The organism is Sphingomonas sp. Root720, assembly GCF_001428605.1.
Taxonomy (GTDB): Bacteria; Pseudomonadota; Alphaproteobacteria; order Sphingomonadales; family Sphingomonadaceae; genus Rhizorhabdus.
Genome location: NZ_LMID01000014.1, coordinates 30,963 through 55,420 on the forward strand (window position 1 = coordinate 30,963; position 24,458 = coordinate 55,420).

Annotated in this window: 25 protein-coding genes and 1 tRNA gene; 19 read left to right on the forward strand and 7 right to left on the reverse strand. The window is 66.4% G+C overall.

The genetic code is table 11. From position 1 onward, the window contains the following. Positions 1 to 19: 19 nt before the first annotated feature. The 9 genes from ASE22_RS20965 to ASE22_RS21005 all read left to right on the forward strand — a co-directional run bounded on the left by ASE22_RS20965 (position 20) and on the right by ASE22_RS21005 (position 8,812). Positions 20 to 982, forward strand: a complete 963-nt coding sequence (locus tag ASE22_RS20965) for an AraC family transcriptional regulator (protein WP_056364268.1) — start codon at positions 20 to 22, stop codon at positions 980 to 982. A 94-nt stretch (positions 983 to 1,076) separates the two neighbouring features. Continuing rightward, on the forward strand, positions 1,077 to 1,538 hold the full coding sequence (locus ASE22_RS20970; RefSeq protein WP_056364269.1) for a MarR family winged helix-turn-helix transcriptional regulator: 462 nt from the start codon (positions 1,077 to 1,079) through the stop codon (positions 1,536 to 1,538). A 3-nt stretch (positions 1,539 to 1,541) separates the two neighbouring features. Beyond that, a complete protein-coding gene (locus ASE22_RS20975) occupies positions 1,542 to 1,961 on the forward strand; it encodes an acyl-CoA thioesterase (RefSeq protein WP_056364272.1) in 420 nt (139 codons plus the stop codon). 117 nt (positions 1,962 to 2,078) lie between these two features. Continuing rightward, complete coding sequence (locus tag ASE22_RS20980; RefSeq protein ID WP_056364274.1) at positions 2,079 to 4,406, forward strand: bifunctional salicylyl-CoA 5-hydroxylase/oxidoreductase; 2,328 nt, start codon at positions 2,079 to 2,081, stop codon at positions 4,404 to 4,406. Then, positions 4,403 to 5,164, forward strand: coding sequence for an SDR family NAD(P)-dependent oxidoreductase (locus ASE22_RS20985; RefSeq protein ID WP_056364275.1), 762 nt, complete (start codon positions 4,403 to 4,405; stop codon positions 5,162 to 5,164). The genes ASE22_RS20980 and ASE22_RS20985 overlap by 4 nt, the downstream gene beginning before the upstream one ends. Before the next feature lie 15 nt (positions 5,165 to 5,179). Further along, positions 5,180 to 5,992, forward strand: a complete 813-nt coding sequence (locus ASE22_RS20990; RefSeq protein WP_056364666.1) for an enoyl-CoA hydratase family protein — start codon at positions 5,180 to 5,182, stop codon at positions 5,990 to 5,992. A gap of 1 nt (position 5,993) precedes the next feature. Continuing rightward, positions 5,994 to 7,175, forward strand: a complete 1,182-nt coding sequence (locus tag ASE22_RS20995; RefSeq protein WP_056364277.1) for an acyl-CoA dehydrogenase family protein — start codon at positions 5,994 to 5,996, stop codon at positions 7,173 to 7,175. After that, on the forward strand, positions 7,172 to 7,564 hold the full coding sequence (locus ASE22_RS21000; protein ID WP_056364278.1) for a RidA family protein: 393 nt from the start codon (positions 7,172 to 7,174) through the stop codon (positions 7,562 to 7,564). The genes ASE22_RS20995 and ASE22_RS21000 overlap by 4 nt, the downstream gene beginning before the upstream one ends. Positions 7,565 to 7,627: 63 nt before the next feature. Then, positions 7,628 to 8,812, forward strand: a complete 1,185-nt coding sequence (locus ASE22_RS21005; protein ID WP_056364668.1) for an acyl-CoA dehydrogenase — start codon at positions 7,628 to 7,630, stop codon at positions 8,810 to 8,812. 26 nt (positions 8,813 to 8,838) lie between these two features. Here the strand turns inward: ASE22_RS21005 and ASE22_RS21010 are convergent, their stop codons facing one another. The 4 genes from ASE22_RS21010 to ASE22_RS21025 all read right to left on the reverse strand — a co-directional run bounded on the left by ASE22_RS21010 (position 8,839) and on the right by ASE22_RS21025 (position 13,762). Then, positions 8,839 to 9,591: an RES family NAD+ phosphorylase gene (locus ASE22_RS21010; RefSeq protein ID WP_056364281.1), complete on the reverse strand. Its 753-nt coding sequence runs from the start codon at positions 9,589 to 9,591 to the stop codon at positions 8,839 to 8,841. Then, positions 9,563 to 9,943 carry an MbcA/ParS/Xre antitoxin family protein gene (locus tag ASE22_RS21015; protein WP_056364283.1) on the reverse strand — a complete coding sequence of 127 codons (381 nt, stop codon included), beginning with the start codon at positions 9,941 to 9,943 and terminating at the stop codon, positions 9,563 to 9,565. Before ASE22_RS21015 ends, ASE22_RS21010 begins: the two co-directional genes overlap by 29 nt. A 71-nt stretch (positions 9,944 to 10,014) precedes the next feature. After that, positions 10,015 to 12,264 (reverse strand): acyl-CoA dehydrogenase, encoded by a 2,250-nt coding sequence (locus ASE22_RS21020; protein WP_056364286.1) that lies wholly within the window; start codon positions 12,262 to 12,264, stop codon positions 10,015 to 10,017. A gap of 91 nt (positions 12,265 to 12,355) precedes the next feature. Continuing rightward, positions 12,356 to 13,762, reverse strand: coding sequence for a methyl-accepting chemotaxis protein (locus tag ASE22_RS21025; RefSeq protein WP_056364288.1), 1,407 nt, complete (start codon positions 13,760 to 13,762; stop codon positions 12,356 to 12,358). 112 nt (positions 13,763 to 13,874) lie between these two features. Here ASE22_RS21025 and ku point away from each other — a divergent pair, with 112 nt between their 5' ends. From ku to ASE22_RS21045, 4 genes are all read left to right on the forward strand, one after another. Beyond that, entirely contained in the window at positions 13,875 to 14,753 is an 879-nt protein-coding gene (ku, locus tag ASE22_RS21030; RefSeq protein WP_056364290.1) for a non-homologous end joining protein Ku, read from the forward strand. A 3-nt stretch (positions 14,754 to 14,756) separates the two neighbouring features. Beyond that, on the forward strand, positions 14,757 to 17,273 hold the full coding sequence (gene ligD, locus ASE22_RS21035; protein WP_056364292.1) for a DNA ligase D: 2,517 nt from the start codon (positions 14,757 to 14,759) through the stop codon (positions 17,271 to 17,273). Positions 17,274 to 17,343: 70 nt separating this feature from the next. Further along, positions 17,344 to 17,682, forward strand: a complete 339-nt coding sequence (locus ASE22_RS21040) for an antibiotic biosynthesis monooxygenase family protein (RefSeq protein WP_056364670.1) — start codon at positions 17,344 to 17,346, stop codon at positions 17,680 to 17,682. Positions 17,683 to 17,725: 43 nt separating this feature from the next. Then, positions 17,726 to 18,580: an SDR family oxidoreductase gene (locus tag ASE22_RS21045; RefSeq protein ID WP_056364294.1), complete on the forward strand. Its 855-nt coding sequence runs from the start codon at positions 17,726 to 17,728 to the stop codon at positions 18,578 to 18,580. A gap of 198 nt (positions 18,581 to 18,778) precedes the next feature. Here the strand turns inward: ASE22_RS21045 and ASE22_RS21050 are convergent, their stop codons facing one another. Together ASE22_RS21050 and ASE22_RS21055 are read right to left on the reverse strand one after the other, a co-directional pair. After that, positions 18,779 to 19,012, reverse strand: a complete 234-nt coding sequence (locus ASE22_RS21050) for a hypothetical protein (RefSeq protein ID WP_056364296.1) — start codon at positions 19,010 to 19,012, stop codon at positions 18,779 to 18,781. 215 nt (positions 19,013 to 19,227) lie between these two features. Next, positions 19,228 to 19,641, reverse strand: coding sequence for an RrF2 family transcriptional regulator (locus ASE22_RS21055; protein WP_056364298.1), 414 nt, complete (start codon positions 19,639 to 19,641; stop codon positions 19,228 to 19,230). Between the two features lie 142 nt (positions 19,642 to 19,783). On the opposite strand from ASE22_RS21055, the gene ASE22_RS21060 reads away from it, so the two are divergent. The 4 genes from ASE22_RS21060 to ASE22_RS21075 all read left to right on the forward strand — a co-directional run bounded on the left by ASE22_RS21060 (position 19,784) and on the right by ASE22_RS21075 (position 22,532). Next, positions 19,784 to 19,860 (forward strand) — tRNA-His (locus tag ASE22_RS21060). Positions 19,861 to 20,101: 241 nt separating this feature from the next. Beyond that, a complete protein-coding gene (locus tag ASE22_RS26940) occupies positions 20,102 to 20,743 on the forward strand; it encodes a hypothetical protein (protein ID WP_156407255.1) in 642 nt (213 codons plus the stop codon). 215 nt (positions 20,744 to 20,958) lie between these two features. Then, positions 20,959 to 21,219 (forward strand): hypothetical protein, encoded by a 261-nt coding sequence (locus ASE22_RS21070; protein WP_156397257.1) that lies wholly within the window; start codon positions 20,959 to 20,961, stop codon positions 21,217 to 21,219. Between the two features lie 263 nt (positions 21,220 to 21,482). After that, on the forward strand, positions 21,483 to 22,532 hold the full coding sequence (locus tag ASE22_RS21075) for a Glu/Leu/Phe/Val family dehydrogenase (RefSeq protein ID WP_056364305.1): 1,050 nt from the start codon (positions 21,483 to 21,485) through the stop codon (positions 22,530 to 22,532). A 47-nt stretch (positions 22,533 to 22,579) separates the two neighbouring features. Here the strand turns inward: ASE22_RS21075 and ASE22_RS21080 are convergent, their stop codons facing one another. Further along, positions 22,580 to 23,494: a DMT family transporter gene (locus tag ASE22_RS21080; RefSeq protein ID WP_056364672.1), complete on the reverse strand. Its 915-nt coding sequence runs from the start codon at positions 23,492 to 23,494 to the stop codon at positions 22,580 to 22,582. A gap of 119 nt (positions 23,495 to 23,613) precedes the next feature. Here ASE22_RS21080 and ccmC point away from each other — a divergent pair, with 119 nt between their 5' ends. Then, the gene (gene ccmC, locus ASE22_RS21085; protein WP_056364307.1) at positions 23,614 to 24,330 is read left to right on the forward strand and encodes a heme ABC transporter permease CcmC; all 717 of its coding nucleotides are present in this window, start codon (positions 23,614 to 23,616) and stop codon (positions 24,328 to 24,330) included. Beyond that, positions 24,327 to 24,458: a heme exporter protein CcmD gene (locus tag ASE22_RS26945; RefSeq protein ID WP_156397256.1), complete on the forward strand. Its 132-nt coding sequence runs from the start codon at positions 24,327 to 24,329 to the stop codon at positions 24,456 to 24,458. The genes ccmC and ASE22_RS26945 overlap by 4 nt, the downstream gene beginning before the upstream one ends.

Sequence of the window (24,458 nt, forward strand, 5' to 3'; positions counted from 1 at the left end):
GAATCACGTCAGGAACGCCATGGGTCAATTCACCCTGCTGAAGGACGAGCATCGCGCGATGCATCGCCTGAACCCACTGGAGGAAACGACCCTCGCGGGCGCCCGGCGCATCGTTGGAGGGGCGCTCAGCGACCATGAGCTCGCGGTCGCGGAAGACGCGCCGCTCGCGGTCGAACTTCGGACGGCGAGCGTCGGTGCGCTGCCGCTGGTGCTGTTGCGCTACGGTGCCGCGGTGTCGATCGAGCCGCGAAAACTGCCCGGCCATTTCCTCTTCCAGGTCGTCCTGCGCGGCAGACTTGAGGTCGACGCTGCCGATGGCGGCTTCGTCGCGGGGGAGGGCGATGCCGTGCTGCTCGACGAGCTGGCGGGGCGCCGCCTCCATTGGTCGGGCGACAGCCGCCAGCTGATCATGCGCATTCCGCGCGCGGCGGTCGTCAAGGCAGCTGGTGCCGACAGTGGCCCGATCCGTTTCGACCGGCGCTTTTCGCTGCGCGACGACGAGAGCGGAACGCTGGAGTTGATCCGCTACATCATGACCCAGGCGGCGTCGCCGCACATGGCGGCCGGTCTCGGCACGACGGTGCTCGACCTGCTGGTCAGCCATCTGCTGGTTCACCACAGCGATCACCGGCAGCAGCATTCGCCGCTCCCGGCGAGCATCCACCGCGCCGAAGCCCATATGCGCCGGAACCTGTGCGAGGCGATGACGCTGCCCGACCTGGTCCAGGCGGTTCAGTCGACGGCGCGCACGCTGTCGGCGAATTTCCAGCGCTTCCGCGGCGTATCGCCGATGGCCCGTTTCCGCGACCTGCGGCTCGACGCGGTTCGCGCTGCCTTGCAGGCCGGGGAGGCGCGATCGGTCACCGAGGTCGCGACCCGTTACGGATTCTATCATCTCGGCCGCTTTTCCAGCGCCTATCGGCTGCGGTTCGGGGAGTCGCCCAAGGTGACGCATTGGGCGTCCGGCTATCGGGACAACTGACGCATGTCATGCGCGGCATCGCCGGCGCTGTCATGCTTGACAGCCGGGCCGAACTGACGCGCAAGGCCTGGACGCGCAATTCATGGGAATCGGTATGCAGGAAAAGCACGGCGGATCGATCAGCGCACCGATGGACCTGCGTGTATGGGTGCGTCTGCTGAGCTGCGCGATGCGGATCGAGAAGCGCCTGCGCCGCAACTTCGCGGACCAGTTCGGCACCACCCTGCCGCGCTTCGACATCATGGCGTCGCTCGATCGCTATCCCGAAGGCCAGACGATGGGCGATCTGTCGCGCGCGCTGCTTGTGTCGAACGGCAACGTCACCTCGATCGTCAAGCAGCTCGAATCGCAGAAGCTGGTGAGCACCCGGACCGATCCCCATGACCGCCGCTCGGCGATCGTTTCTCTGACCGAGGAGGGCAAGCGCCAGTTCGGGGAGATGGCCGAGGCGCATCATGGCTGGGTCCGCGAGGCGCTGGGCGATTTCCCGGCGAGCAAGCAGAAGCAGCTCTACGATCTGCTCGACGATCTCAAGACGTCGATCGGGCGGGACTGAGCGATGGCGTTCGAGACCGAGACCATCGTCCGCTTCGCCCATGTCGACGCTGCCGGCATCGTCTTCTACCCGCGCTATTTCGAGATGCTCAACGCCGCGGTCGAGGACTGGTTCGCCGCGATGGGCCTCGATTTCGCGACGATGCACGTGGCCCGCAACATGGGGGTTCCGACGATCAAGCTCGACGCTACCTTCGTGGCGCCGTCCGAACTGGGCGATCGTCTGACCGTGTCGATCACCCCGAAGGAGATCGGGCGCAGCAGCTGCAGCCTCGCGGCCGTCTTCGCGGGGGAGGGTCGCGAACGGCTCCGCGTCGATGTCGTGCTTGTCTGCATGGACCTCGGCGCGCGCCGCTCGATCGCATGGCCCGACGAGCTGCGCGTGGAGATGGCACGCTACGGCGATCCGGCCCAGATATCATAGGCGTCAGATAAAACCGGTCGGGCTCCGCGGCCTCCTCCTGGCACGATTTATTTTATACTTGAACTAATTCCGGACATCGATAATGTTTAAGGCCTAAACAGATTCGGGAGTTATCGGATGAAAATCGCCTGCGTCGGCGGCGGGCCCGCCGGGCTCTACTTCGCGATCTCCATGAAGCTTCGCGATCCCGGCCATGACGTCACCGTGTTCGAGCGCAACCGCGTCGGGGACACCTTCGGCTGGGGCGTGGTCTTCTCCGACCAGACGATGGAGCGGCTGTCCGAGAACGACCCGGTCAGTGCGCGCACCATGATCGACGAGCTGGCGCATTGGGACGACATCGACGTCCATGTCGACGACGGCGCGCGCAAGGTGAAGACCAGCTCGACCGGCCACGGCTTCATCGGCATCGGCCGCAAGCGGCTGCTCGATATCCTCCAGCGGCGCGCGGCCGAACTCGGCGTGCGGATCGAATATCAGGTGGAGGTCGAACCCGACAGCGCGTTCCTGGCCGGCTATGACCTGGTGATCGCAGCCGATGGCCTGAACAGCAAGCTGCGCCGCCGTTACGAGGCCAGCTTCGAGACCGACATCGACGTCAAGCGCAACAAGTTCGTGTGGCTCGGCACGCACCAGCGCTTCGACGCGTTCACCTTCGCCTTCGTCAATACCGAGCATGGCTGGATCTGGGCGCACGCCTATCAGTTCGACAAGGACACAGCGACCTTCATCGTCGAATGCTCGCCCGAGGTGTACAAGAAGTTCGGCTTCGGCGAGATGAGCCAGGAGGAGACCTGCCGCCTCTGCGAGAAGATCTTCGCCGACTATCTGGGCGGTCACGAGCTGATGACCAACGCCGCGCATATCCGCGGATCGGCCTGGATCAACTTCCCGCGCATCATCTGCCGCAAGTGGAGCCACGAGAATATCGTCCTGCTCGGCGACGCCGCCCACACCGCGCATTTCTCGATCGGGTCGGGCACCAAGCTCGCGCTGGAGGATGCGATCAAGCTCGCCGAGGTGGTCAACCGTCCCGGCATCCAGAGCGGCGGGCAGACCGGCGGGCTCGCCGACGCCTTGTCGGAATATCAGGAGGAGCGGCAGCTCGAGGTCGTCAAGCTGCAGAACGCGGCGCGCAACTCGACCGAGTGGTTCGAGCATCTCGACCGCTACCTCAAGATGGACCCGATGCAGTTCGCCTATACGCTGCTGACCCGAAGCCAGCGGGTCAGCCATGAAAATCTGCGCCTGCGTGACCCGGCCTGGCTGGCCGAGCTGGAGAAGACGCTGGCCGAGGCGGCGTTCGGCCGGCCGGTCGAGGAGCCGATCCCGCCGATGTTCACGCCCTTCCGCCTGCGCGAGATGAGCATCCGCAACCGCGTCGTCATGTCGCCGATGGCGATGTACTCGGCGGTCGACGGCCTGCCCGACGATTTCCACCTCGTGCATTATGGCGCTCGCGCCCTCGGCGGAGCGGGGTTAATCATCACCGAGATGACCTGCGTTTCGCCAGAAGGCCGGATCACGCCGGGCTGCACCGGCATCTGGAACGACGAACAGGCCGTGGCCTGGCGCCGCATCACCGACTTCGTCCACCGCACTCCCGAAGCACGCATCTGCCTGCAGATCGGCCATAGCGGCTCGAAGGGGTCGACCCGGGTCGCCTGGGAAGGGATCGACAAGCCGCTGGAAAGCGGCAACTGGCCGGTCGTCGCGCCGTCCGCCATCCCCTATTCCCCCGACAACCAGGTGCCGATCGCGCTCGACCGTGCGGCGATGGACGTCGTCCGCGAGACGTTCGTCGCGGCCGCGCACCGCGCCGAGGCGGCGGGGTTCGACATGATCGAGCTGCACTGCGCGCACGGCTATCTGCTGTCGGGCTTCATCAGCCCGACCCAGAACCGCCGCACCGACGACTATGGCGGCAGCCTCGACAATCGGCTGCGCTATCCTCTGGAGATCTTCCGGGCGATGCGGGCCGTGTGGCCGGCGCACAAGCCCATGTCGGTACGCATCTCCGCGCATGACTGGGTCGGTGAGGAGGGGGTCACGCCGGAAGAGGCGGTGCTGATCGCGCGCGCCTTCAAGGAGGCCGGCGTCGACCTCGTCGACGTGTCGTCGGGCCAGGTCACCAAGGCCGAGAAGCCGGTCTATGGCCGGATGTTCCAGACGCCCTTCTCCGACCAGATCCGCAACGAGGTCGACATCCCGACGATCGCGGTGGGGAACATCTTCGAGATCGACCATGTGAACTCGATCATCGCCGCCGGCCGTGCCGACCTGTGCGCCCTGGCGCGGCCGCATCAGATGGACGCCAACTGGACGATCCACGCCGCGGCGGCGCAGCAGCTCAAGGAGGCGCCGGTGCCCAACCAGTATAAGAGCGGCTATTTCCAGCTCGCGCTGAACCTGTCGCGTGCGGCGCAGATGGCGGCCGCGAAATGACGGCGGCGGGCGGCCATGCGCTGGTGACCGGCGGCAGCAGCGGCATCGGTCGCGCGATCGCCGTAGCGCTTGTCGATGCCGGCTGGCGGGTGACGATCCTCGGCCGCAGCCCGGAGAAGCTGGAAGCGGCGCGGATCGAGCGGCCCGACCTGTTCGCGCTGGCCTGCGACGTCGGCGATGAGGCGGCCGTCGGGCGCGCCGTCGCCGAGGCGATCGAGCGCAACGGCACGATCGCGGTGCTTGTCAATTGCGCAGGGGTGGCCAGGACCGCGTCGTTCGAGAAGAGCGATCCCCGGATGTGGGAAGAACTGTGGCGCACCAATGTGATGGGGGCGGTCCACGCCACCCGCGCCGTCCTTCCCGGCATGCGGCAACTGCCGTCGGCGCGGATCATCAACATCGCCTCGACCGCGTCGCTCAAGGGCTATGCCTATACCAGCGTCTATGCGGCGACCAAGCATGCGCTGCTCGGCCTCACCCGGTCGCTGGCGCTCGAACTGGCGGGGACGTCGATAACGGCCAATGCCATCTGCCCCGGCTATACCGATACCGACATCATCCGCGACTCGATTGCCACCATTGTCGCCAGGACGGGGCGCAGCGAGACCGAGGCGCGTGCCACCTTCACCGGCACCAACCCGCAGGGGCGGCTGATCGAACCCGACGAAGTCGCGGGTACGGCGCTGTGGCTGCTGTCCGATGCGGCGCGATCGGTGACCGGCCAGGCGATCGTCGTCGCCGGTGGCGAGATCATGTGAGGAGTGGATAAGCCGATGTTCGATCCCAAGGCTTACGAGCCGCGCCATTTCGCCTTCGCCTTCGCCGGCAAGGTCGCGACCGTCACGCTCAACCGCCCCGAGCGGAAGAACCCGCTGACCTTCGAATCCTATGCCGAGCTGCGCGACATGTTCCGCGACCTCGTCTATGCCCCCGAGGTCAAGGCGGTGGTCATCGCCGGTGCCGGCGGCAATTTTTGCTCGGGCGGCGACGTGCACGAGATCATCGGCCCGCTGACCGACATGGCGATGCCCGAGCTGCTGGCCTTCACCCGCATGACCGGCGATCTCGTCAAGGCGATGCGCAACTGCCCGCAGCCGATCGTCGCTGCGGTCGACGGCGTGTGCGCGGGGGCGGGCGCGATCCTGGCGATGGCGTCCGACATCCGCTTCGCCAGCCCGGAGGCCAAGACGGCGTTCCTGTTCACGCGCGTCGGGCTGGCCGGGGCGGACATGGGCGCCTGCGCGATCCTGCCCCGCATCATCGGCCATGGCCGCGCCGCCGACCTGCTGTTCAGCGGGCGGTCCTTCTCGGCCGAGGAGGGCGAGCGCTGGGGTTTCTTCAACCGGATCGTCGCGGCCGACGCGGTGCATGGCGAGGCCGCGGCCTATGCGGCGATGCTCGCCAACGGGCCGACCTTCGCGCACGGCATGACCAAGAACCAGCTCGACATGGAATGGGCGATGCCGATCGAGACGGCGATCGAGGCCGAGGCGCAGGCGCAGGCGATCTGCATGCAGACCCGCGACTTCGAGCGAGCCTATCACGCCTTCGTCGCCAAGCGGAAGCCGGTGTTCGAGGGGGACTGACATGGCCGATACGAGCTTCATCGACTGGCCCTTCTTCGCGGACGGGCATCGCGCGCATTTCGCCGCACTGGCCGACTGGTGCGCGGCCAATGACGGCACGCTCCATGCCGAGAGCGGCGATGTCGACGCCGATTGCCGGCGGCTCGTCCGTCTGCTGGGCGAGGGCGGATGGCTGCGTCACGCGGTGCCGGCCGCCTATGGCGGCGCCTCTGCGGCGCTCGGCGTCCGCACGCTGTGCCTGACGCGCATGGTATTAGGCTATCATGCCGGGCTCGCCGACTTCGCCTTCGCGATGCAGGGACTTGGCACCGGCGCGATCTCGCTGTTCGGCAGCGAGGCCGTGCGCCAGGCTTATCTTCCCAAGGTCGCGACGGGCGAGATGATCTCCGGCTTCGCTCTGTCGGAGCAGGAGGCGGGGTCCGATGTCGCCGCGATGGCGACCACGGCCGAGCGCGTGCCCGGCGGCTGGCGCATCAATGGCGAGAAGACCTGGATCTCCAACGGGACGATCGCCGACCTGCTGACGGTCTTCGCGCGCAGTGGCGAGGCGCCGGGCGCGCGGGGCCTTTCCGCCTTCGTCCTGCCGACCGCGACCAAGGGCTTCTCGGTGGTCGAGAAGATCGACGTGATCGCGCCGCACCCGCTGGCCACGATCCGCTTCGACGATTGCTTCGTCCCCGACGACCATCTGATCGGCAAGGCGGGCGACGGCTTCAAGATCGCGATGGCGACGCTGGACGTGTTCCGCTCCACGGTCGGCGCGGCCGCGCTGGGCTTCGCCCGCCGCGCCACCGACGAGGCGCTCGGCCGCGCCACCTCGCGCACGTTGTTCGGCGCGCCGCTGTCCGATCTGCAATTGTCGCAGGCGGCCCTGGCGGACATGGCGCTGGGCAACGACGCCAGCGCCTTGCTGATCTTCCGCGCCGCATGGGCCAAGGATCGCGGCCAGCCGCGCGTGACGCGCGAGGCGGCGATGGCGAAGCTCTACGCCACCGACACCGCGCAGCAGACGATCGACAAGGCGGTCCAGCTGTTCGGCGGCGCCGGCGTGGTCAGCGGCAACATGGTCGAGCGGCTTTACCGCGAGATACGGGCGCTGCGCATCTATGAGGGCGCGAGCGAGGTTCAGAAGGTTGTCATAGCGCGGGCGGCGATCGCCGAAGCGCAGGGAGCGAAGGCATGAGGATATTGCAACCCGAGGGTTGGCCGCGACCGAAGGGCTATGCCAACGCGATCGAGGTGCGCGGGCGATCGATCTATGTCGCCGGCCTGATCGGCTGGAACGCGGAAGAGAAATTCGTCGCCAAGGACCTGCCCGGCCAGTTCGAGCAGATCCTGCGCAGCCTCGTCACATTGCTGGCCGAGGCGGGCGCCGGGCCCGAGCATGTGGTGCGGATGACATGGTACGTTACCGACAAGCAGGCTTATCTTCGCGAGGTGCGTCGCATCGGCGAGATCTATCGCGAGATCATGGGCAAGGTCTTCCCGACCATGGCGGTCGTCCAGGTGGTGGCGCTGATGGAGGACGAGGCGCTGATCGAGATCGAGACCACAGCCGTTATTCCCGACTGACCCCATTTCGGGCTACGCAGCGACAGCCCTTCCCTTCAAGGCCGATATTTCAAGGATAGCATGATGAGCCAGATGAGCCGTTTCGACTGGGTCGACCCCTTCCTGCTCGACGACCAGCTGACCGACGACGAGCGGATGATCCGCGACGCGGCCCAGGCCTATGCGCAGGAAAAGCTCCAGCCGCGCGTGATCGAGGCCTTTGCGAAGGAATATACCGATCCGGAGATCTTCCGCGAAATGGGTGCGCAGGGCCTGTTGGGCGTGACCGTGCCCGACGAATATGGCGGCGCCGGCGCCTCCTATGTCGCCTATGGCTTGGTCGCACGTGAAGTCGAGCGCGTCGACTCGGGCTATCGTTCGATGATGTCGGTGCAGTCGAGCCTCGTCATGTACCCGATCTATGCCTTCGGTTCAGACGAGCAGAAGCGGAAATATCTGCCGAAGCTCGCCTCGGGCGAATGGATCGGCTGCTTCGGCCTGACCGAGCCCGACGCCGGCTCCGACCCGGGCGGCATGCGCACCCGCGCGGTCAAGACGCCCGACGGCTATCGCCTGACCGGCAACAAGACCTGGATCTCCAACGCGCCGATCGCCGACGTCTTCGTCGTCTGGGCGAAGTCGGACGCGCATGACGGCCAGATCCGCGGCTTCGTCCTCGAAAAGGGCATGAAGGGGCTGTCCGCGCCGAAGATCGAGGGCAAGCTGAGCTTGCGCGCCTCGATCACCGGCATGATCAACCTCGACGATGTCGAGGTGGGCGAGGACGCGCTGCTCCCGAACGTGCAGGGCCTGAAGGGGCCGTTCGGCTGCCTCAACCGCGCGCGTTACGGGATCAGCTGGGGGGCGCTCGGCGCCGCCGAGTTCTGCTTCCACGCCGCGCGCCAATATGGCCTCGACCGCAAGCAGTTCGGCCGTCCGCTGGCGGCGACGCAGCTCTACCAGAAGAAGCTGGCCGATATGATGAGCGACATCGCGCTCGGCCTGCAGGCGTCGTTGCGCGTCGGCCGCCTGATGGACGAGGGCCGCTTCGCACCCGAGATGGTCTCGATCGTCAAGCGCAACAATGTCGGCAAGGCGCTCGATATCGCCCGGCAGTCGCGGGACATGCACGGCGGCAACGGCATCTCGGAGGAGTATCAGGTCATCCGCCACATGGTGAACCTGGAGACGGTGAATACCTATGAGGGCGCGCACGACGTCCATGCGCTGATCCTCGGGCGGGCGATCACCGACATCGCCGCGTTCTGACGCCCGGCGCCGCTACGCCGCCGCCTCTATTCCGCCGCCGGCAGTCCGAACTGCTCGTAGCTGAAGCTGTGGCGTTCGTCGGAAGGGAAGGCGGCGTAGGCGGTCATGCGGCCGCCTTCGTGGCGGAAATGCCAGGTCTGGCGGATATCCGGGACCGCCTTCGCGAACGCCGCGGGATCGAGCAGCGCGACGTTCGCGCGGTGGGCGGGGTCGCGGATGGAGGTGTAGCGGATCGCCTGGGCCGCTATGCGCCGCGCCGCCCGGGCGAAATCCTGGCAGGCGGAATAATCCTCCGGATCGCCCCAGGCGGCGGCGCGCGCCGAATAGGGCGCTTCGGACAGGTCGAGGAGGCGCTCGACCCGGACCGGCACGGTGAAGGCGGAATGTTCGACGATGGTCGTCGGCGGTCGGAACCCGGGGGAGCGCGAGAAGAACAGCAACCGCCAATAGGCAGTCTCGGCGACCGCGGTGGCGACATGCTCGGCGGCATAGAAGATGCCGGGGCGTTCGCCTGCCCTGCGGAAGCGCGACGCCTTGCCGTGGCCATAGCGAAACGGCGTCGCCAGCAGATAGTGAAGCCCGCGCGCGGCGGGCGGAAGCGGCGGCTTCACCTCCTCGACCAGCTGCTCGAGCAGGGTCTGGTCGTCCGCGTTCGCCGCGAGCCGGTTGGTCGAGATGCGGTGTTGCGCCTCGACCAGCCGCCACAGCGTCCCGCCATAGGCTCTGAAATCCCCCGCGCGCGGCCGGGCGTCAGATCTGGGCGCGATGGTCGTCGACATAGTCCGCCACGTCGCTCAGCCCCCGCACCGTCCGGATGAGCTCGATCGGGCGGCCGTCGAGATCGAGGTTCGCGGTCCTGAGCCAGGAGATCGATGCTCCGTCGTCGCTGCCCATCAACGCGTCGAGGCTGCGGAACAGGCGGACGAGATATTGGCCGAGCTCGAACGGCTTGCTCGATCGTTCGAGCTGGAAGCTGCCCGATCGCAGGCGGGAGGCCGTCGCCGGGGAGAGGCCCAGGATTGCGCCGAGCTGCTCGTTGGTCAGCTTCCAGCAGCCCGCGATCCGCACGATCGCTTCGGACAGTACCCGCCCCTGATCGGCAGCGGCGCCAACGGGGTGAACGGTGGCCAATTTCCATTCCTATGAACGATTTTGATATATACCAATCATAGGAATGAAGGCGAGGATTTGCAAGGCACGCCCTACTCGGCCGCCTCCCGATAGGCGGGATCGCCGCGCCGATGGGCCAGTTCTTCGGGCGCGAAGTCGTCGACCGCGATGACGGTGGCGACGGCCGCTTCGGCGGCGGCGAGCGCGGCGGCCTGCCGGTCGTCGACCAGCCCCTCGAGGCGCGCCTTGCGCCAATCCTTGTGGCCGGCCTTGCGCAGCCTGTCGTGGATCGGCTGGACCTCGTTGACCAGCCGGAAGGCGCGGCCGAGCTGGCCGACCGGTTCCTCGTCGCTGCCGATATAGATGCCGTCGGTCAGCCTGTCGCGGGTCGCCGACGGTTTCAGCAGCAGCCCGGCGACCTGCCGGATCAGCCGGTCGGACGGCCCGCGCCGCCGCCGGCCGAACGGCATGATGAAGAAGCGCAGCATCCGCCGCACCGGCGGATAGGGCAGGTTGGCGAGGATCTCGTCGAAGCGCTGCTCGATCGTCTGGAAGCTCGTTTCCATGCAATAGTGGAGCAGCGGCCAGTCGGCGGCCTGCCTGCCCTCGTCCTGCCAGCGCTTGAGCGCGGCGGCGGCGAGGTACAGCTCGGACAATATGTCGCCGAGCCGCGCCGACAGCAGTTCGCGCCGCTTGAGTTCGCCGCCCAGGGTCAGGAAGGCGATGTCCGAGGTCAGCGCGAAAGCGGCCGAATAGCGCGACAGCTGCCGGTAGAAACGTCGCGCCCGACCGGTCCCGCGCGGGGCCGGCGCGAACAGGCCGCCGGTCCAGCTCCTGAAGGAGGCGCGCAGCGCGGTGCGGACGAAGTGCCCGACATGGCGCCAGAATTTGTCGTCGAACTGGACCAGCGCCTGCTGCGGATCGGGGTTGCCCAACGCCCGGATCTCGTCGAGCAGATAGGGATGCGCACGGATCGCGCCCTGGCCGAACACCATCAGGCTGCGGGTCAGGATATTGGCGCCCTCGACGGTGATGCCCACCGGTACCGCGCGGTAGAGACTGGCGAGATAGTTGCGCGGTCCCTCGATGATCGCCTTGCCGCCATGAACGTCCATCGCGTCGTTGACGACGATCCGCATACGTTCGGTCGCGTGAAGCTTCATGATCGACGCGATCACCGCCGGGTGGTGGCCCTGGTCGAGCCCCGCGCAGGTCAGCCGCCGCGCGCCGTCGAGCAGATAGGCGTTGCCGGCGACGCGGGCGAGCCGCTCCTGTATGCCCTCGAACTGGCCGATCGGCAGGCCGAACTGGGCGCGGATGCGGGCATAGGCGCCGGTGGTGTGGGCGGCGAAGGCGGCCGACGCGGCCGACAGCGACGGCAGCGAGATGCCGCGCCCGGCGGCCAGCGCGCTCATAAGCATCTTCCAGCCCTGACCGACCCGTTCGGCGCCGCCGATGACGTGGTCGATCGGCACGAACACGTCCTCGCCGCTGGTCGGGCCGTTCTGGAAGGGTTGCATCGACGGGAGGTGGCGGCGGCCGATGGTGACGCCGGGCAGGTCGGTCGGGACCAGCGCGACGGTGATGCCGATCTCCTCCTCGTCGCCGAGCAGATGGTCGGGATCGCGCAGCTTGAAGGCGAGCCCCAGCACCGTCGCGACCGGGGCGAGGGTGATGTAGCGCTTGCTCCAGCTGAGGCGGATGCCGAGCACGTCGCGGCCGTCCCACTGTCCCCGGCAGACCACGCCCTCGTCGGTCATCGCCGCGGCGTCCGATCCGGCATCGGCGCTGGTCAGGCCGAAGCAGGGTATCTCGCGGCCGTCGGCGAGGCGCGGCAGCCAGTGGTCGCGCTGTTCGTCGGTGCCGAAGGACAGGATCAGCTCGCCCGGCCCCAACGAGTTCGGGACCATCGCCGTCACCGCCGCCGCGGCCGATCGCGAGGCGATCTTGCGGACGACTTCGCTATGGCCATAGGCCGAGAAGCCGAGGCCACCATGGCGCTTCGGGATGATCATCCCGAAAAAGCCCTCGCGCTTGAGGAAATCCCATGCCTCGGGCGGCAGATCGCGGCTTTCCCAGCTGATCTTCCAGTCGTCGATCATCGCGCAGAAGGTCTCGACCGGCCCGTCGAGGAAGGCGCGCTCCTCCGCGCTCAGCCGTGCCGGCGGTACCGCGAGCAGCTGGGACCAGTCGGGATCGCCGGTGAAGATCGTCGCGTCGAGCCACGCGTCGCCAGCGTCGATCGCCTCGCTCTCGGTCGGCGACAAGGGTGGCATAGCCTTGCCGGCCAGGTCGAACAGGGGGCGCGATACGAGGTCGCGGCGGACCGTCGTCAGGGCCATATTGTCTCTCCTTCGGGAGAGGCAACGCAACAGAATGCGGTGGGGTCCGTCTCCGGCTCGAAACTGTCGAGCCTGGCTCAGGCCCGGGGGCTCAATCCAGATAGGCGAATTCGACATTGCCCCAGCGGCGGCCCTTCACATGGAGGGGCAGGCAGATGCTCTTCACCGGCCGGTATCGGCCGCCGCCCAGGTCCTGGCGATAGGTCTCGACGATGAACGGCGCTTCGCTCTTCAGGTTGAGCGCGGTCTGTTCGTCCATGAAGAAGCGGCGGTTGCGGCAATGTTCGGCGTTCCACAACGGATCGGGTCCCTGCGGCAGCGAGCGGCTGGAGATATGGGTCGGGAGGAAGCCGTTGGCGTCGACCATGGCGGTGGCCAGCACCCGGTCGTCGCCCTCGACGACGCGGTCGAGCAGCGGGCGGACATGCGCATCGGCGAAGGCGACGAAGCGGGTCGTGAACTGTTCCGGATCGCTGCCCGCGATCGGGACGTAGGTTCGGTCGAACAGGTCCTCGATCGACAGGCGCTCGTCGTCGATCGCCGCTTCGGCGACCAGACGGATATCGAGCATCAGCCGTCGCGCAGTGTCGATGAAGGGCGTGTCGGCGGTGCGGACGCCCGTGCTCGACACCAGGTTGAGCAGGCCGTTGGAAACCCGTTCCAGGTCGCCCAGCCGGTCCCTGGCTTCGGTCAACGCCTGGCTGTTGGCCTGCGCCTCGCTCGACAGGCTGGTCAGGCCCATCTCGAAATCCTGGACGTTGCGGCGGATTGCCAGCGATCCTTCGGCGATGTTGCTCGAACGGGTGTCGAGCGCGTCGACGAAGACGAGCGTCTCGCCCAGCACGTTGGCCAATTCGGCGGTTCGCGCGTGCGCCTCGCCGCCGCTCGCTACGCCGGCATCGATCTCGTCGCCGATGCCGCGCGCCTCCTCGGTCAGCCGCTCGATCGTGCGGGCGATCCGCTCGGTCGCGCTGCGCGTGTCCGAAGCCAGCTTCTTCACCTCGCCGGCGACGACCGCGAAGCCGCGGCCCGCCTCGCCGGCGCGGGCGGCCTCGAGCGTGGCGTTGAGCGCGAGCAGGTTGGTCTGGCGGCCGATCTGGTCGATCGTCAGCGCCACCGCCTGGACCTCGCGCAGCGCCTCCTCCAGATTGTCCATGCGCTTGCCGAGGCGGAGGACCAGTTCGGTAAGGCCGGCGAAGGTCTCGATGGCGCCGTCGACGACGGGCTTCGACGCTTCGAGGTGGCCGCGCGCCTGGGTCGCATATTCGCGGGCATCGGCGGCGGCTTCGGTAACCTGCTCCTGCTCGGCGCGCAGGCCCGTCGCGGCCTCGCGCAGCTGATCGAGCAGACTGGCCTGGGCGACGATCTTGGCGCCGACCTCGACGACCCTGCCGCCCACGTCGCTGCATTCGATGGCAAAGCTGCCGCAGCCGCGCGCGATCTCGCCGACTGCGGCTTCCAGCTCGAGACCATCCTTGCCCACGGGAACCATCTCCATTCGGACCGGTCTACCGCCATATGGTAAACGGAGTCTTTCGACGGTCGTCGAAAGGAACGTTCGCGCCGCTGGGGGTTTGAATCGGCCACACCGTTCCGCAGGAGGAATCATCATGGCCGCGCGCGCCTATTGGCAGGGACAGATCCGCCTTGCGCTCGTTTCGATCCCCGTCGAGATCTACAACGCGACCAGCAGCACTGCCCAGATCGCGTTTCACCAGATCCACGAACCTTCGGGCAAGCGGATCAAATATGAGAAGGTCGCGCCGGGGATCGGCGCGGTCGACGCCGACGATATCGTCAAGGGCTATGAGGTCTCGAAGGGCAATTACGTTCTCCTCGAACAGGATGAGATCGACGCGGTCAAGCTGGAGAGCAAGCGGACGCTTGATCTGATCCAGTTCGTCGATGCCCATGAGATCGACGTGCTCTATTTCGAGAAGCCCTATTATGTCGTCCCCGCCGACGAGCTGGCCGAAGAGGCGTTCATCGTGCTGCGGGAGGCACTGCGGCGGACCAGGAAGGTCGGGCTCGGCCAATTGGCGATGCGCGGGCGCGAATATGTCGTCAGCCTCAAGCCCTGCGGTCGCGGCATCGTCCTCGAGACGCTGCGCTATGCCGACGAGGTACGCAAGGCGCAGAGCTATTTCCGCGACATTCCCGATACCAAGCCGGACGACGACCTTCTCGACCTTGCCGAGACGCTGATCGAGAAGAAGACGGCGAAGTTCGACCCGAGCGAGTTTCACGACCGCTATGTCGATGCACTGAAGAATCTGATCGAGAAGAAGAAGAAGACCAAGGGCAAGAAGATCATAGAGGAAGTCGAGGATGGCCCCGGCCGCAAGGGCAATGTCATCGACCTGATGGCCGCCCTCAAGAAATCGGTCGGCGGCGACGGGCCGTCGAAGCCGGCCGCCAAGAAACCGGCGGCCCGCAAGGCGCCGGCGAAGGCCGCGGCGGAAAAGCCGGCCGCACGCAAGCGGGCCTGACCGATGGCCGGGCTGGAGGACTATAACCGCAAGCGCGACTTCAAGAAGACGCGCGAGCCGGCCGGCAAGCTCGGAAAGCAGGGCCGCCACCGCTTCATCGTCCAGAAGCACGACGCGACCCGGCTCCATTATGATTTCCGGCTGGAGATGGACGGGGTGCTCAAGAGCTGGGCGGTGACGCGCGGCCCGAGCCTCGATCCCGACGACAAGCGGCTGGCGGTGCGCACCGAGGATCATCCGGTGTCCTATGCGTCCTTCGAAGGGACGATCCCCGAAGGCGAATATGGCGGCGGTACGGTGATGCTGTGGGACGAGGGGACCTGGGCGCCGATCGAAGGCAAGAGCGAGCGGGATATCGACGAGGGGCATCTTCACTTCACGCTCGACGGCGAGCGGATGAAGGGCGAATGGCTGCTGGTCCGGATCAAGGACCGGCCCGGCGAGAAGCGGGAGAACTGGCTGCTCCGCAAGATCGACGATGCCGAGGCGGGGGGCAGCGAGGATCTGGTCGCGCGCGAGCTTACCAGCGTGAAGACCGGCCGGACGATGGCCGAGATCGCCGCCGACAAGGGGGGGAGGTCCAGCCTGAAAGGCAAGCGCGGCAAGGCGTTCGACGCGATCATGGCCAAGGCCGACGAGCATAGCGAGACAATGGCCCGCCGCTCCGGCGGTGCCCGCAAGCCCGCCAGGTCGGCGTCGGCGAAGCTCGCTTCGTTCCGGCCCCCCCAGCTGGCGACGCTGGTCGACCATGTGCCGACCGGTAGCCAGTGGATCCACGAGATCAAGTTCGACGGCTATCGCGCGCTCGTCGCGGCCGCCGGGGACAAGGTGAAGATCTTCACCCGCAGCGGGCTCGACTGGACCGACAAATTCGCGCCGGTCGCGGAGGCCGTCGCCGCGCTGGACCTGCCCTCGGCGCTGATCGACGGCGAGATCGTCAGCCCCGACAGCCATGGCAATCCCAGCTTCTCGGCGCTGCAGAAGGCGATCAAGGGCGAGGGCGGCGGCTTCGAGCTGTTCGCCTTCGACCTGCTTTCGCTCGATGGCCGCGACCTGACCGGCCTGGGCACGGTCGAGCGCAAGGCGCGGCTCGCGGGGCTGCTTCCCGCCAGCCACCCCATGATCCACTATGCCGATCATGTCGTCGGCGCCGGCGAGAAGCTGTTCGACGCGATGTGCGGGGCCGGGCAGGAGGGGATCATCTCGAAGCGCGCCGACGCCCGCTATCGCGGCGGGCGGACGTCCAATTGGCTGAAGGTCAAATGCACCCGGCGACAGGAGTTCGTCATCATCGGCTGGAGCCGGAGCGAGTCGGCAGGGCGCCCCTTCCGTGCGCTCCTGTTGGCGCAGCAGGGCGAGGACGGGCTGGTCTATGCGGGCAAGGTCGGCACGGGTTTCGACCGCGACACGATGGAGATGCTGGCCGGCAAGTTCGCCGCCCGCGCCCGGAAGACGCCGCCCGCCGACGTCCCCCGGGCCGAGGCGAGGGGCGCGTCATGGCTTCGCCCCGACCTGGTCGCCGAGATCGGTTTTGCGGAGTTCACCCATGAGGGTATATTGCGGCAGGCAAGCTTCATCGGCCTGCGATCCGACAAGAAGGCCGCCGATGTGCGGCCGGAGAAGCCGATGCCGGTCGAAGAGGTTGCGGCGCCCGAGGAGGCGCCGGTGAGCATCAGCAATCCCGACCGGGTGATCTTCCCCGAGTCGAAGGCGACCAAGGGCGACCTTGCCCGCTATTATCAGGCGGTGGGGCCGATCATCCTGCCCTGGCTGGCGCATCGCCCGGTGAGCCTGGTCCGCTGCCCGCAGGGCCGGGCCAAGCAATGCTTCTTCCAGAAGCATGATTCGGGCAGCTTCGGCGACCATGTCCATCACGTCCCGATCATGGAGAAGGACGGCAAGACAGAGGACTATCTCTATGTCGACGACGTCGCCGGAATCCTCGCCTGCGTCCAGATGGGTACGATCGAGTTCCACGGCTGGGGCTCGCGAGTCGAGCAGGTCGAGAAGCCCGACCGGATGGTGTTCGATCTCGACCCCGACGTCGGCCTGGATTTCGCCGACGTGCGCAAGGCGGCGAAGGAGATACGCGGCCTGCTGTCCGACATCGGACTGACCAGCTTTCCGATGCTGTCGGGGGGCAAGGGCGTCCACGTCGTCGTGCCGCTGCGCCCCGAGGCCGAATGGCCCGCCGTCAAGGATTTCTCGCACCGCTTCGCCGAGGCGATGGCCCAGGCCGAGCCCGACCGCTTCGTCGCGACCATGGCCAAGGCCAAGCGGGTCGGCCGGATCTTCATCGACTATCTGCGCAACCAGCGCGGTGCGACGGCGGTAGTGCCCTATGGCGCCCGGGCGCGGGAGAACGCCCCGGTCGCGGCGCCGGTGAGCTGGGACGAGCTCGACGGTTTCGACAAGGCGAGCGCCTTCACGATCATGGATGCGGACGCGCTGCTCGAGCGAGCATCGTCGAAGGCGCTGAAGGGTTGGGGCGTGGCGGACCAGCGGTTGCCCGACCTGTGAGGCGCGGGATTGTGTAGCGGCTGCTATAGATCGTCACGCGGTGAGGCGGGCGAAGGGGGAGAAGGAGTCGATGTTCGTCGCGGTCTATTGGTGGCGGGTTCATCCCGGCAAGGAGGAGCAGTTCATCCGCGCCTGGACGCGCGGGACCGAATTGATCCGGGAAATCTACGGCAGCTACGGGTCGCGGCTCCACCGTGACGCCGACGGCCGCTTCGTCGGCTATGCCGAATGGCCCGACGAGGCGACCTGGCGCTACGCCTTCGACCACAAGATGACCTATGAGGACCCCGAGACCCGCGAAGCCTTCGTCGACGCGGTGTGTGAGGTGCCGCCCGACGCCGATCCCATCTTCACGATGACGGTGGTGAGCGACCGCCTGACGACCCGGATCGACCCCGCAACGGACTGAACCGGCGGAGCCTCCTTTCGTTGGAGTGCGAAAGGAGACAGCCATGACCGACCAGCAGCAGCCGATGATCCACGAGGACGGGCTCCCGGGCCACGAAAGCACCCTCGAGCCCAAGCCGGAATGGGCGCCGCGCTATCCCGGTTCGGGACGGCTGGACGGCAAGGTGGCGCTGATCACCGGCGCCGACAGCGGCATCGGCCGTGCCGTCGCCGCGCTGTATGCGCGCGAGGGCGCCGACGTCGCCATCCTCTATCTGTGCGAGCACGACGATGCCGCCAAGACCGCGGAGATCGTCGGCCGCGAAGGCCGCAAGGCGATCGCCATCGCGGGCGACGTCGGGGACAAGGACTTCTGCGACCGCGCCGTGGCGGAGGTGATCGACAAGCTCGGGCGGCTCGACATCCTGGTCAACAACGCTGGCGAGCAGCATCCCGACAAGGACATCACCGACATCAGCGAGGAGCAGCTGCGCCGCACCTTCCAGACCAACATCTTCGGGATGTTCTTCCTGACCCAGGCGGCACGGCCGCATCTCCGCAAAGGGGCCGCGATCGTCAATTGCACGTCGGTGACGATGTATCAGGGCAGCAAGGAACTGCTCGACTATTCGAGCACCAAGGGCGCGATCACGGCGTTCACGCGGTCGCTGTCCGAAAATCTGGTGGGCGAGGGGGTCAGGGTCAACGCGGTGGCGCCCGGGCCGATCTGGACCCCGCTCAATCCGTCCGGCGGCGCCAGCAAGGAGAAGCTGGAGCATTTCGGGGAGAGCACGCCGATGGGTCGTCCCGGCCAGCCCAACGAGGTCGCGCCGTCCTTCCTGTTCCTGGCCTGCGAGGATTCGAGTTACATGTCGGGCCAGGTTCTCCACCCGAACGGCGGAACCATCGTGAACGGGTAGGGCGGTTCGCTATCGTTTGCGCCGGAGCCCGTCAGGGCTCCGCAAGCGCGAACGCGCGCCCGAGCTTATGCGAGGATAGAAGGTCACGGATGTGACCGCCGGCGCTTGAGGCCAGACAATAAGGCGTAACGAAAATGGGCGCCCCCGAAGGGACGCCCATCTCGTTCGGCAATCGTGGCTCCGTAGGGAGCCAGGCGATTACTTCGAATCCTTGACCGCGTCGGAAGCGTTCTCGGCCGCATCGGCGGCGTTCTCGAGCGCGCTCTCGGTCGCTTCGTTGGTGGCGTAGTCGGCCGCGTTCTCAAGCGCCTCGGCCTGGTTGTCCAGGGCCGCAGCGGCGTTGTCGGCGGCGTTCTCAGCCGGGGTTTGCTTGTTGCAGGCGGCCAGGGCCAACAGGCCGGCAGCGACGAAAACGAGGCTCAGCTTCTTCATTCGAGCAGCTCCCAAAGCATATTATCGGCCCGGCTCGAACGCCGTTCCTCTCGCTGACATAACGTTGATGAGGGTAGCGTCAACGGAAAATCGACATGAATCGAAGGCTTAAGCGCGGCTCGGCCACGGTTCGCCGCAACCGTTCAGCGCTGATTAACCGCCGTGCGGGCCGCCGAAAACGGGGATTGTTGCGGCGCCGTCGCGCCACGGCAAAGCTACTGCGGAATCGATTCCGCCAAGGACAGCTGGTCGAGAATTTTCGCCGTCTCGTCGCGCACCGAGAGCATTACGCCGCGCAGGCGGCATTCTGCCTCGTCGATGCAATGATCGCAAGGCGCATAGGCGAGCCGCGCGGCGCAGGGCACCAGCGCCAGCGATCCCCGGGTGGCGCGGACGATGTCGCCATAGGTGATCTCGGTCGGCGCACGCGCCAGCCAGTAGCCGCCTTCCTTGCCGCGCATCGTCTCCACGAAGCCGGCGCGCTTCATCTCCGACAGGATCACCGTCAGGAACTTGGCCGGGATATTCTGCCGCTCCGCGATCTCGGCAAGCTGGATCGGCCCCTGCCCATGATGGTCGGCGAGATGAAGCAGTGCGCGGATCGCATATCGGGTTCGTTGGGAAAGCACGGATCGGCCTTTAAGGAGCTTACGCTGGTGTAGGCAAACCATATAATAATGAAAGAGTAGAGTTAGTAGACAATGATGCCCGCTTGCGTCGCACGGGCCGTTTCCCTATGGAGCGCCATCGCGACGCCAAGCGGCGTCTGTGGCGATCGTAGCTCAATTGGTTAGAGCGCCGGTTTGTGGTACCGGAGGTTGCGGGTTCAATCCCCGTCGATCGCCCCATTATCTCATTGATAATTCGCCATTTTATGATTTGGTGAAGCCGTTGTTCCTCACCCCTTTTCTGTTCAAGTGAACAGATGCAGGCGCACCAGCGTGCGTCACCGGCGCTCCCCAGTTCAAATGCTCGCAGTCTTGGTCCGATGGGTCACTTGAGCGGCTCGGGATGAGCCCATGTGGTTAGCCCCGCATCGACTCTTTGATCAGTCCGATGGATAACGTCCCCGTTCGCTTGGGGGCAGTTATGGAATTTCTTGCGAAGCTACTGGATGTCCTGCGAAACGTTCCTCTGTGGCTGACCGGCTCCGTCGCTAGCGCATGTCTGTTCATCCTATACGGCCCAACCGTTCACGGCTTACCGGTAGAAGCAGCAAGAGCCTGGCCTTTCTTCGGCGTCGTGACTGTATTTGCGATCGCCTTCACGATTGGCCAATTGGTTGCGATTATATGCCGGGCGGCGATTGATCGCTGGAAAGGGCGACAGGGCTCCGTACTCACGATGGTGTGCGATGAGCGCCGCAACTTTTCATTCTGGGCCGCCACAAAAAAACCTGACGGCTCCGCCACAACGCAAATTCATCTCCGATTATCCGTCCATAACGCAGGGACGAAATTCGCTCGGATCGTCAAAGTCTCGATACGGCGACCCATGTTCATAACGGAAGCTCAGGTTCTTTCGATTATGTTTCAAGCTCCGACACAGATTGGCGGTCACACATATGACAGCAAGGGGTATCTGTTTTCGGGACAATCCGCCGACTGCAATATTGATGCGATCATCGGCCGCAATCTTGGGCGGAAAAACAAGCCGTTGAGGGTGAGGTTCGATCTCATTGACGAGAAAGCGAAGGCGCATCGGGTGACAGCGACATTGCTACCCAACTGAGTGCGTTTCAAGGATGCCTAGGCTAACACAGGGGGTGGACGTTGAGGTTAAATAAGTCGACGGGCGATGCTCTGCTTCGGGTGGCACTTCGAGCGCTTCCCCTTATTCCAGCGCCTGAAATGTACGACCTGATTAGATCAGTCGGAAAATCAGAGAGGGATCTGGATAGGGAAATCAGAGATGCCTTCGACGCTCTATCGAGATCATCGAACTTGGTGGATGATCTCGGCGTTGTCCTAAGAGAACGGGAGCAAAAGCTTCTAATTTTGCGAAAGGAATATGAGCGAATTTCCGAGTTGTCGAAAATGACGCAAGCCCAAGCAGATGCAGTTTCCAAATCGCTTGAGTTGGCACTAGGGCGGTCTGCAAGAAGGGAGCGCCTGATCGCCTTTGGGATCAACATTATTACGGGCTTGATAATTTTTGTCGTCGGCGTTTACGCCTCCGATTGGATCAAGGGTCTAGTTGGGGCTTAGGCAAAAGCCAAACCGGTGCTCCTCGGTTCAGGGTGAACAGAGAAGCCGTTATTTGAATCGATAACGGCCGATCAGGCGGTATAATGGAGCTAGAAAAACCTAGAAAAACAATTCGGCTCGGTATAAGCCGCTGCATTGTGGTACCGGAAGTCACGGGTTAATCCCCGTCGATCGCCCCTTTTCCTTACCCTGCGATTCCGGGCTGGCATTCGCCGTAGAATAATATTATTGCGCATTCGTGTAATCAAATTGCGCGAGGCGATATGACCGCTCCCTGGACCTACCCCGATTTCGACGACCATGAAGGCGTCCACCTGTTCCGCGACGCCGCCTCCGGCCTCACGGCGGTGATCGCGCTTCATTCGACGCATCTCGGGCCGGGTGCGGGCGGCACGCGCTTCTGGCATTATGCGGATCCGGCCGAGGCGATCACCGACGCGTTGCGCCTGTCGCGCGGCATGAGCTTCAAGAATGCGATGGCGGGCCTGCCGATGGGCGGCGGCAAGGCGGTCGTCCTGGCCGATTCGCTGCGGACCAAGACGCCCGAGCTGCTGGCCGCCTTCGGCCGCGCCGTCGATTCGCTCGGCGGCCGCTACATCACCGCCGAGGATGTCGGCATGAGCGACGCCGACATGGTCGCGATCTCGAAGGAGACGCGCCATGTGTCGGGGCTGCCGGTGGCGGCGGGCAGCGCGGGCGGCGATCCGGGACCGACCACCGCCAAGGGGGTCTATCTGGGCGTCCGCGCGGCGATCGCCCGCGCGCTCGGCAAGGCCGACCCGGCCGGCGTCCATGTCGCGGTCCAGGGCGTCGGCAGCGTCGGCGGCGGGCTTGCCCGCCTGCTCGCCAGGGACGGCGTGAAGCTGACCCTCGCCGATGTCGACGCGCGCCGCGCCAGGGCGCTGGCCGACGAGCTGGGTGCGACGGCGGTCGCATCGAGCGAGATCATGACGGTCGCCGCCGACGTGCTGAGCCCCTGCGCGCTCGGCGCGGTCCTCGACGAGCGCTCGATCGCGGCGCTGCAGGTCGGCGTCGTGGCGGGCGGGGCCAACAACCAGCTGGCCACGCCGGCGGACGCCGACCGCATCCATGCGCGCGGCATCCTCTATGCGCCCGACTATGTGATCAACGCCGGCGGCATCATCAACGTCGCGCTCGAATATCTCGGCCAGGGCGACCGCGCCGAGGTCGAGGCGCGGGTGACGAAGATTCCCGAGCGGCTCGAGCAGATCTGGGCCGAGAGCGCCGCCACCGGCGTGCCCGCGGCGGTCGTCGCCGATCGCATGGCGATGCGGCTGATCGGCCGGGGCTGAGGCCGCCGTCGCGGCGGCGCCCTCCTCGATCGCTCTATTCGATCGCTCTATTCGATCGGGGGCGTCGCCGCGACCGCATCCTTGTGCAGGCGATGCTCGCGCCACGCGGTGGTGAGGCCGCTGGCGACGATCAGCGCCGCGCCGAGAGCGGTGTTCAGCCCGGGCAGGGTCGACCAGATCAGCCAGCCGAGCAGCGCCGCCCAGACGATCTGGGTATAATCGAACGGAGCGACGACCGAGACCGGCGCGACCTGCAGGGCGCGGGTCATCAGCAATTGCGCCGCCGCGCCGGTCACCCCGCCGAACACCAGCAGCGCCCAGGTCAGCGGCGGGTGGGGCGCGGCGTGGAAGATCATGCCGACGCCGCTGACCAGCGTGGCCGACAGGAAGAACCAGAAGACGATCGAGCCGTGGGTCTCGATGCCCGTCATCTCGCGGATGGTGACCGTTGCGGCGGCCGACGCCGCCGCGCCCGCCAGCGCATAGGCGATCCCCGCGAGCGGCAGGTCGGTGCCCGACGGGCTGGCGACGACGAACACGCCCAGGAAGCCGATGGCGACCGCCGCCCAACGGTGCGGGCCGACCTTCTCGTGGAGGATCAGCACCGACAGCAGCGTCGCGAAGGCCGGCGACGAGAAGCCGATCGTCACCGCGTCGGCGATCGGCAGCAGCATCAGCCCCTGATAGAGCATCGTCAGCGAGAACAGGCCGATCGCCGATCGAAGGAGATGCGCGCCGGGCCTCTTGGTGCGGACCGCGCCGATGCCGGGCCCCATGGCGAGCCATGCCAGCGTCACCGGCAATCCCACCGCCGATCGGAAGAAGACCAGCTCGACCAGGCCCGCGCCTTCCTCGCTCGCCCACTTCATCGCGGCGCTCATCAGCGCGAAGAAGAAGATCGCGGCGCAGCGCAGCAATATGCCCTGCAGGGCATGCGAGGAGCGGGGCGGCGAAGCGACCATGGCGGGTGGAGGCCATGCGGCCGATCGGCCGGGCGCGCAAGCCATCTTCCCGCCATCGTCACCGAGCGCCATCGCGCCCATTGCGAACGGCGCGGGTACCCCTTATTCCCCGACCCGCCGTGCACATCTTCGCCAACCCCGCCCGCTTCCTGTCGATCGCGCGACCGCTCACCCCGTGGCTGGGCTGGGCGGGCCTGGTGCTGATCGCGGTCGGGCTTGTTTCGGGCCTGCTCCTGACCCCGCCCGACTATCTGCAGGGCGAAAGCGTGCGTATCATGTACGCCCATGTCCCGGCCGCATGGCTCGGCATGGCGGGGTGGAGCGGGATCGCGGTCGCCAGCCTGATGCAGCTGATCTGGCGCCATCCGCTGGCGGCGGTAGCGGCGCGCGCCATCGCGGTGCCGGGGGCGCTGTTCGCGGCGATCTGCCTGCTCACCGGCTCGATCTGGGGGCGCCCGACCTGGGGCACCTGGTGGGAATGGGACGGACGGCTGACGTCGATGCTCGTCCTCTTTTTCCTCTACATCGCCTATATCGCGCTGTCCTCGGCCGGCGCCGAGCGCGGCAGCAACGATCGTGTCTCGGCGATCTTCGGCGTCGTCGGCGCGGCGAACATCCCGATCATCCACTATTCGGTCGAATGGTGGCGCACGCTCCACCAGGGCCAGAGCATCGGCCTCGGCGGTTCGAAGATCGACGGCTCGATCTTGTGGCCGCTGCCGCTCACCACGCTCGGCTTCACCCTGCTCTTCGCGGCGATCGTGCTGATGCGGATGCGGGCGATGCTGGCCGAGGCGAAGGTCGAGGCAAGGCTCAAACGAATGGCGTCCGAATGAACCACTGGCCTTTCATCGTCGCGGCCTATGCGATCACCATCATCGGCACGGCGGGGGTGCTCGTCGCCAGCTTCGTGCGGATGCGCCGTGCAGAGCGACGCGCCGACTCCCTCGGCAGGCGCGACTGA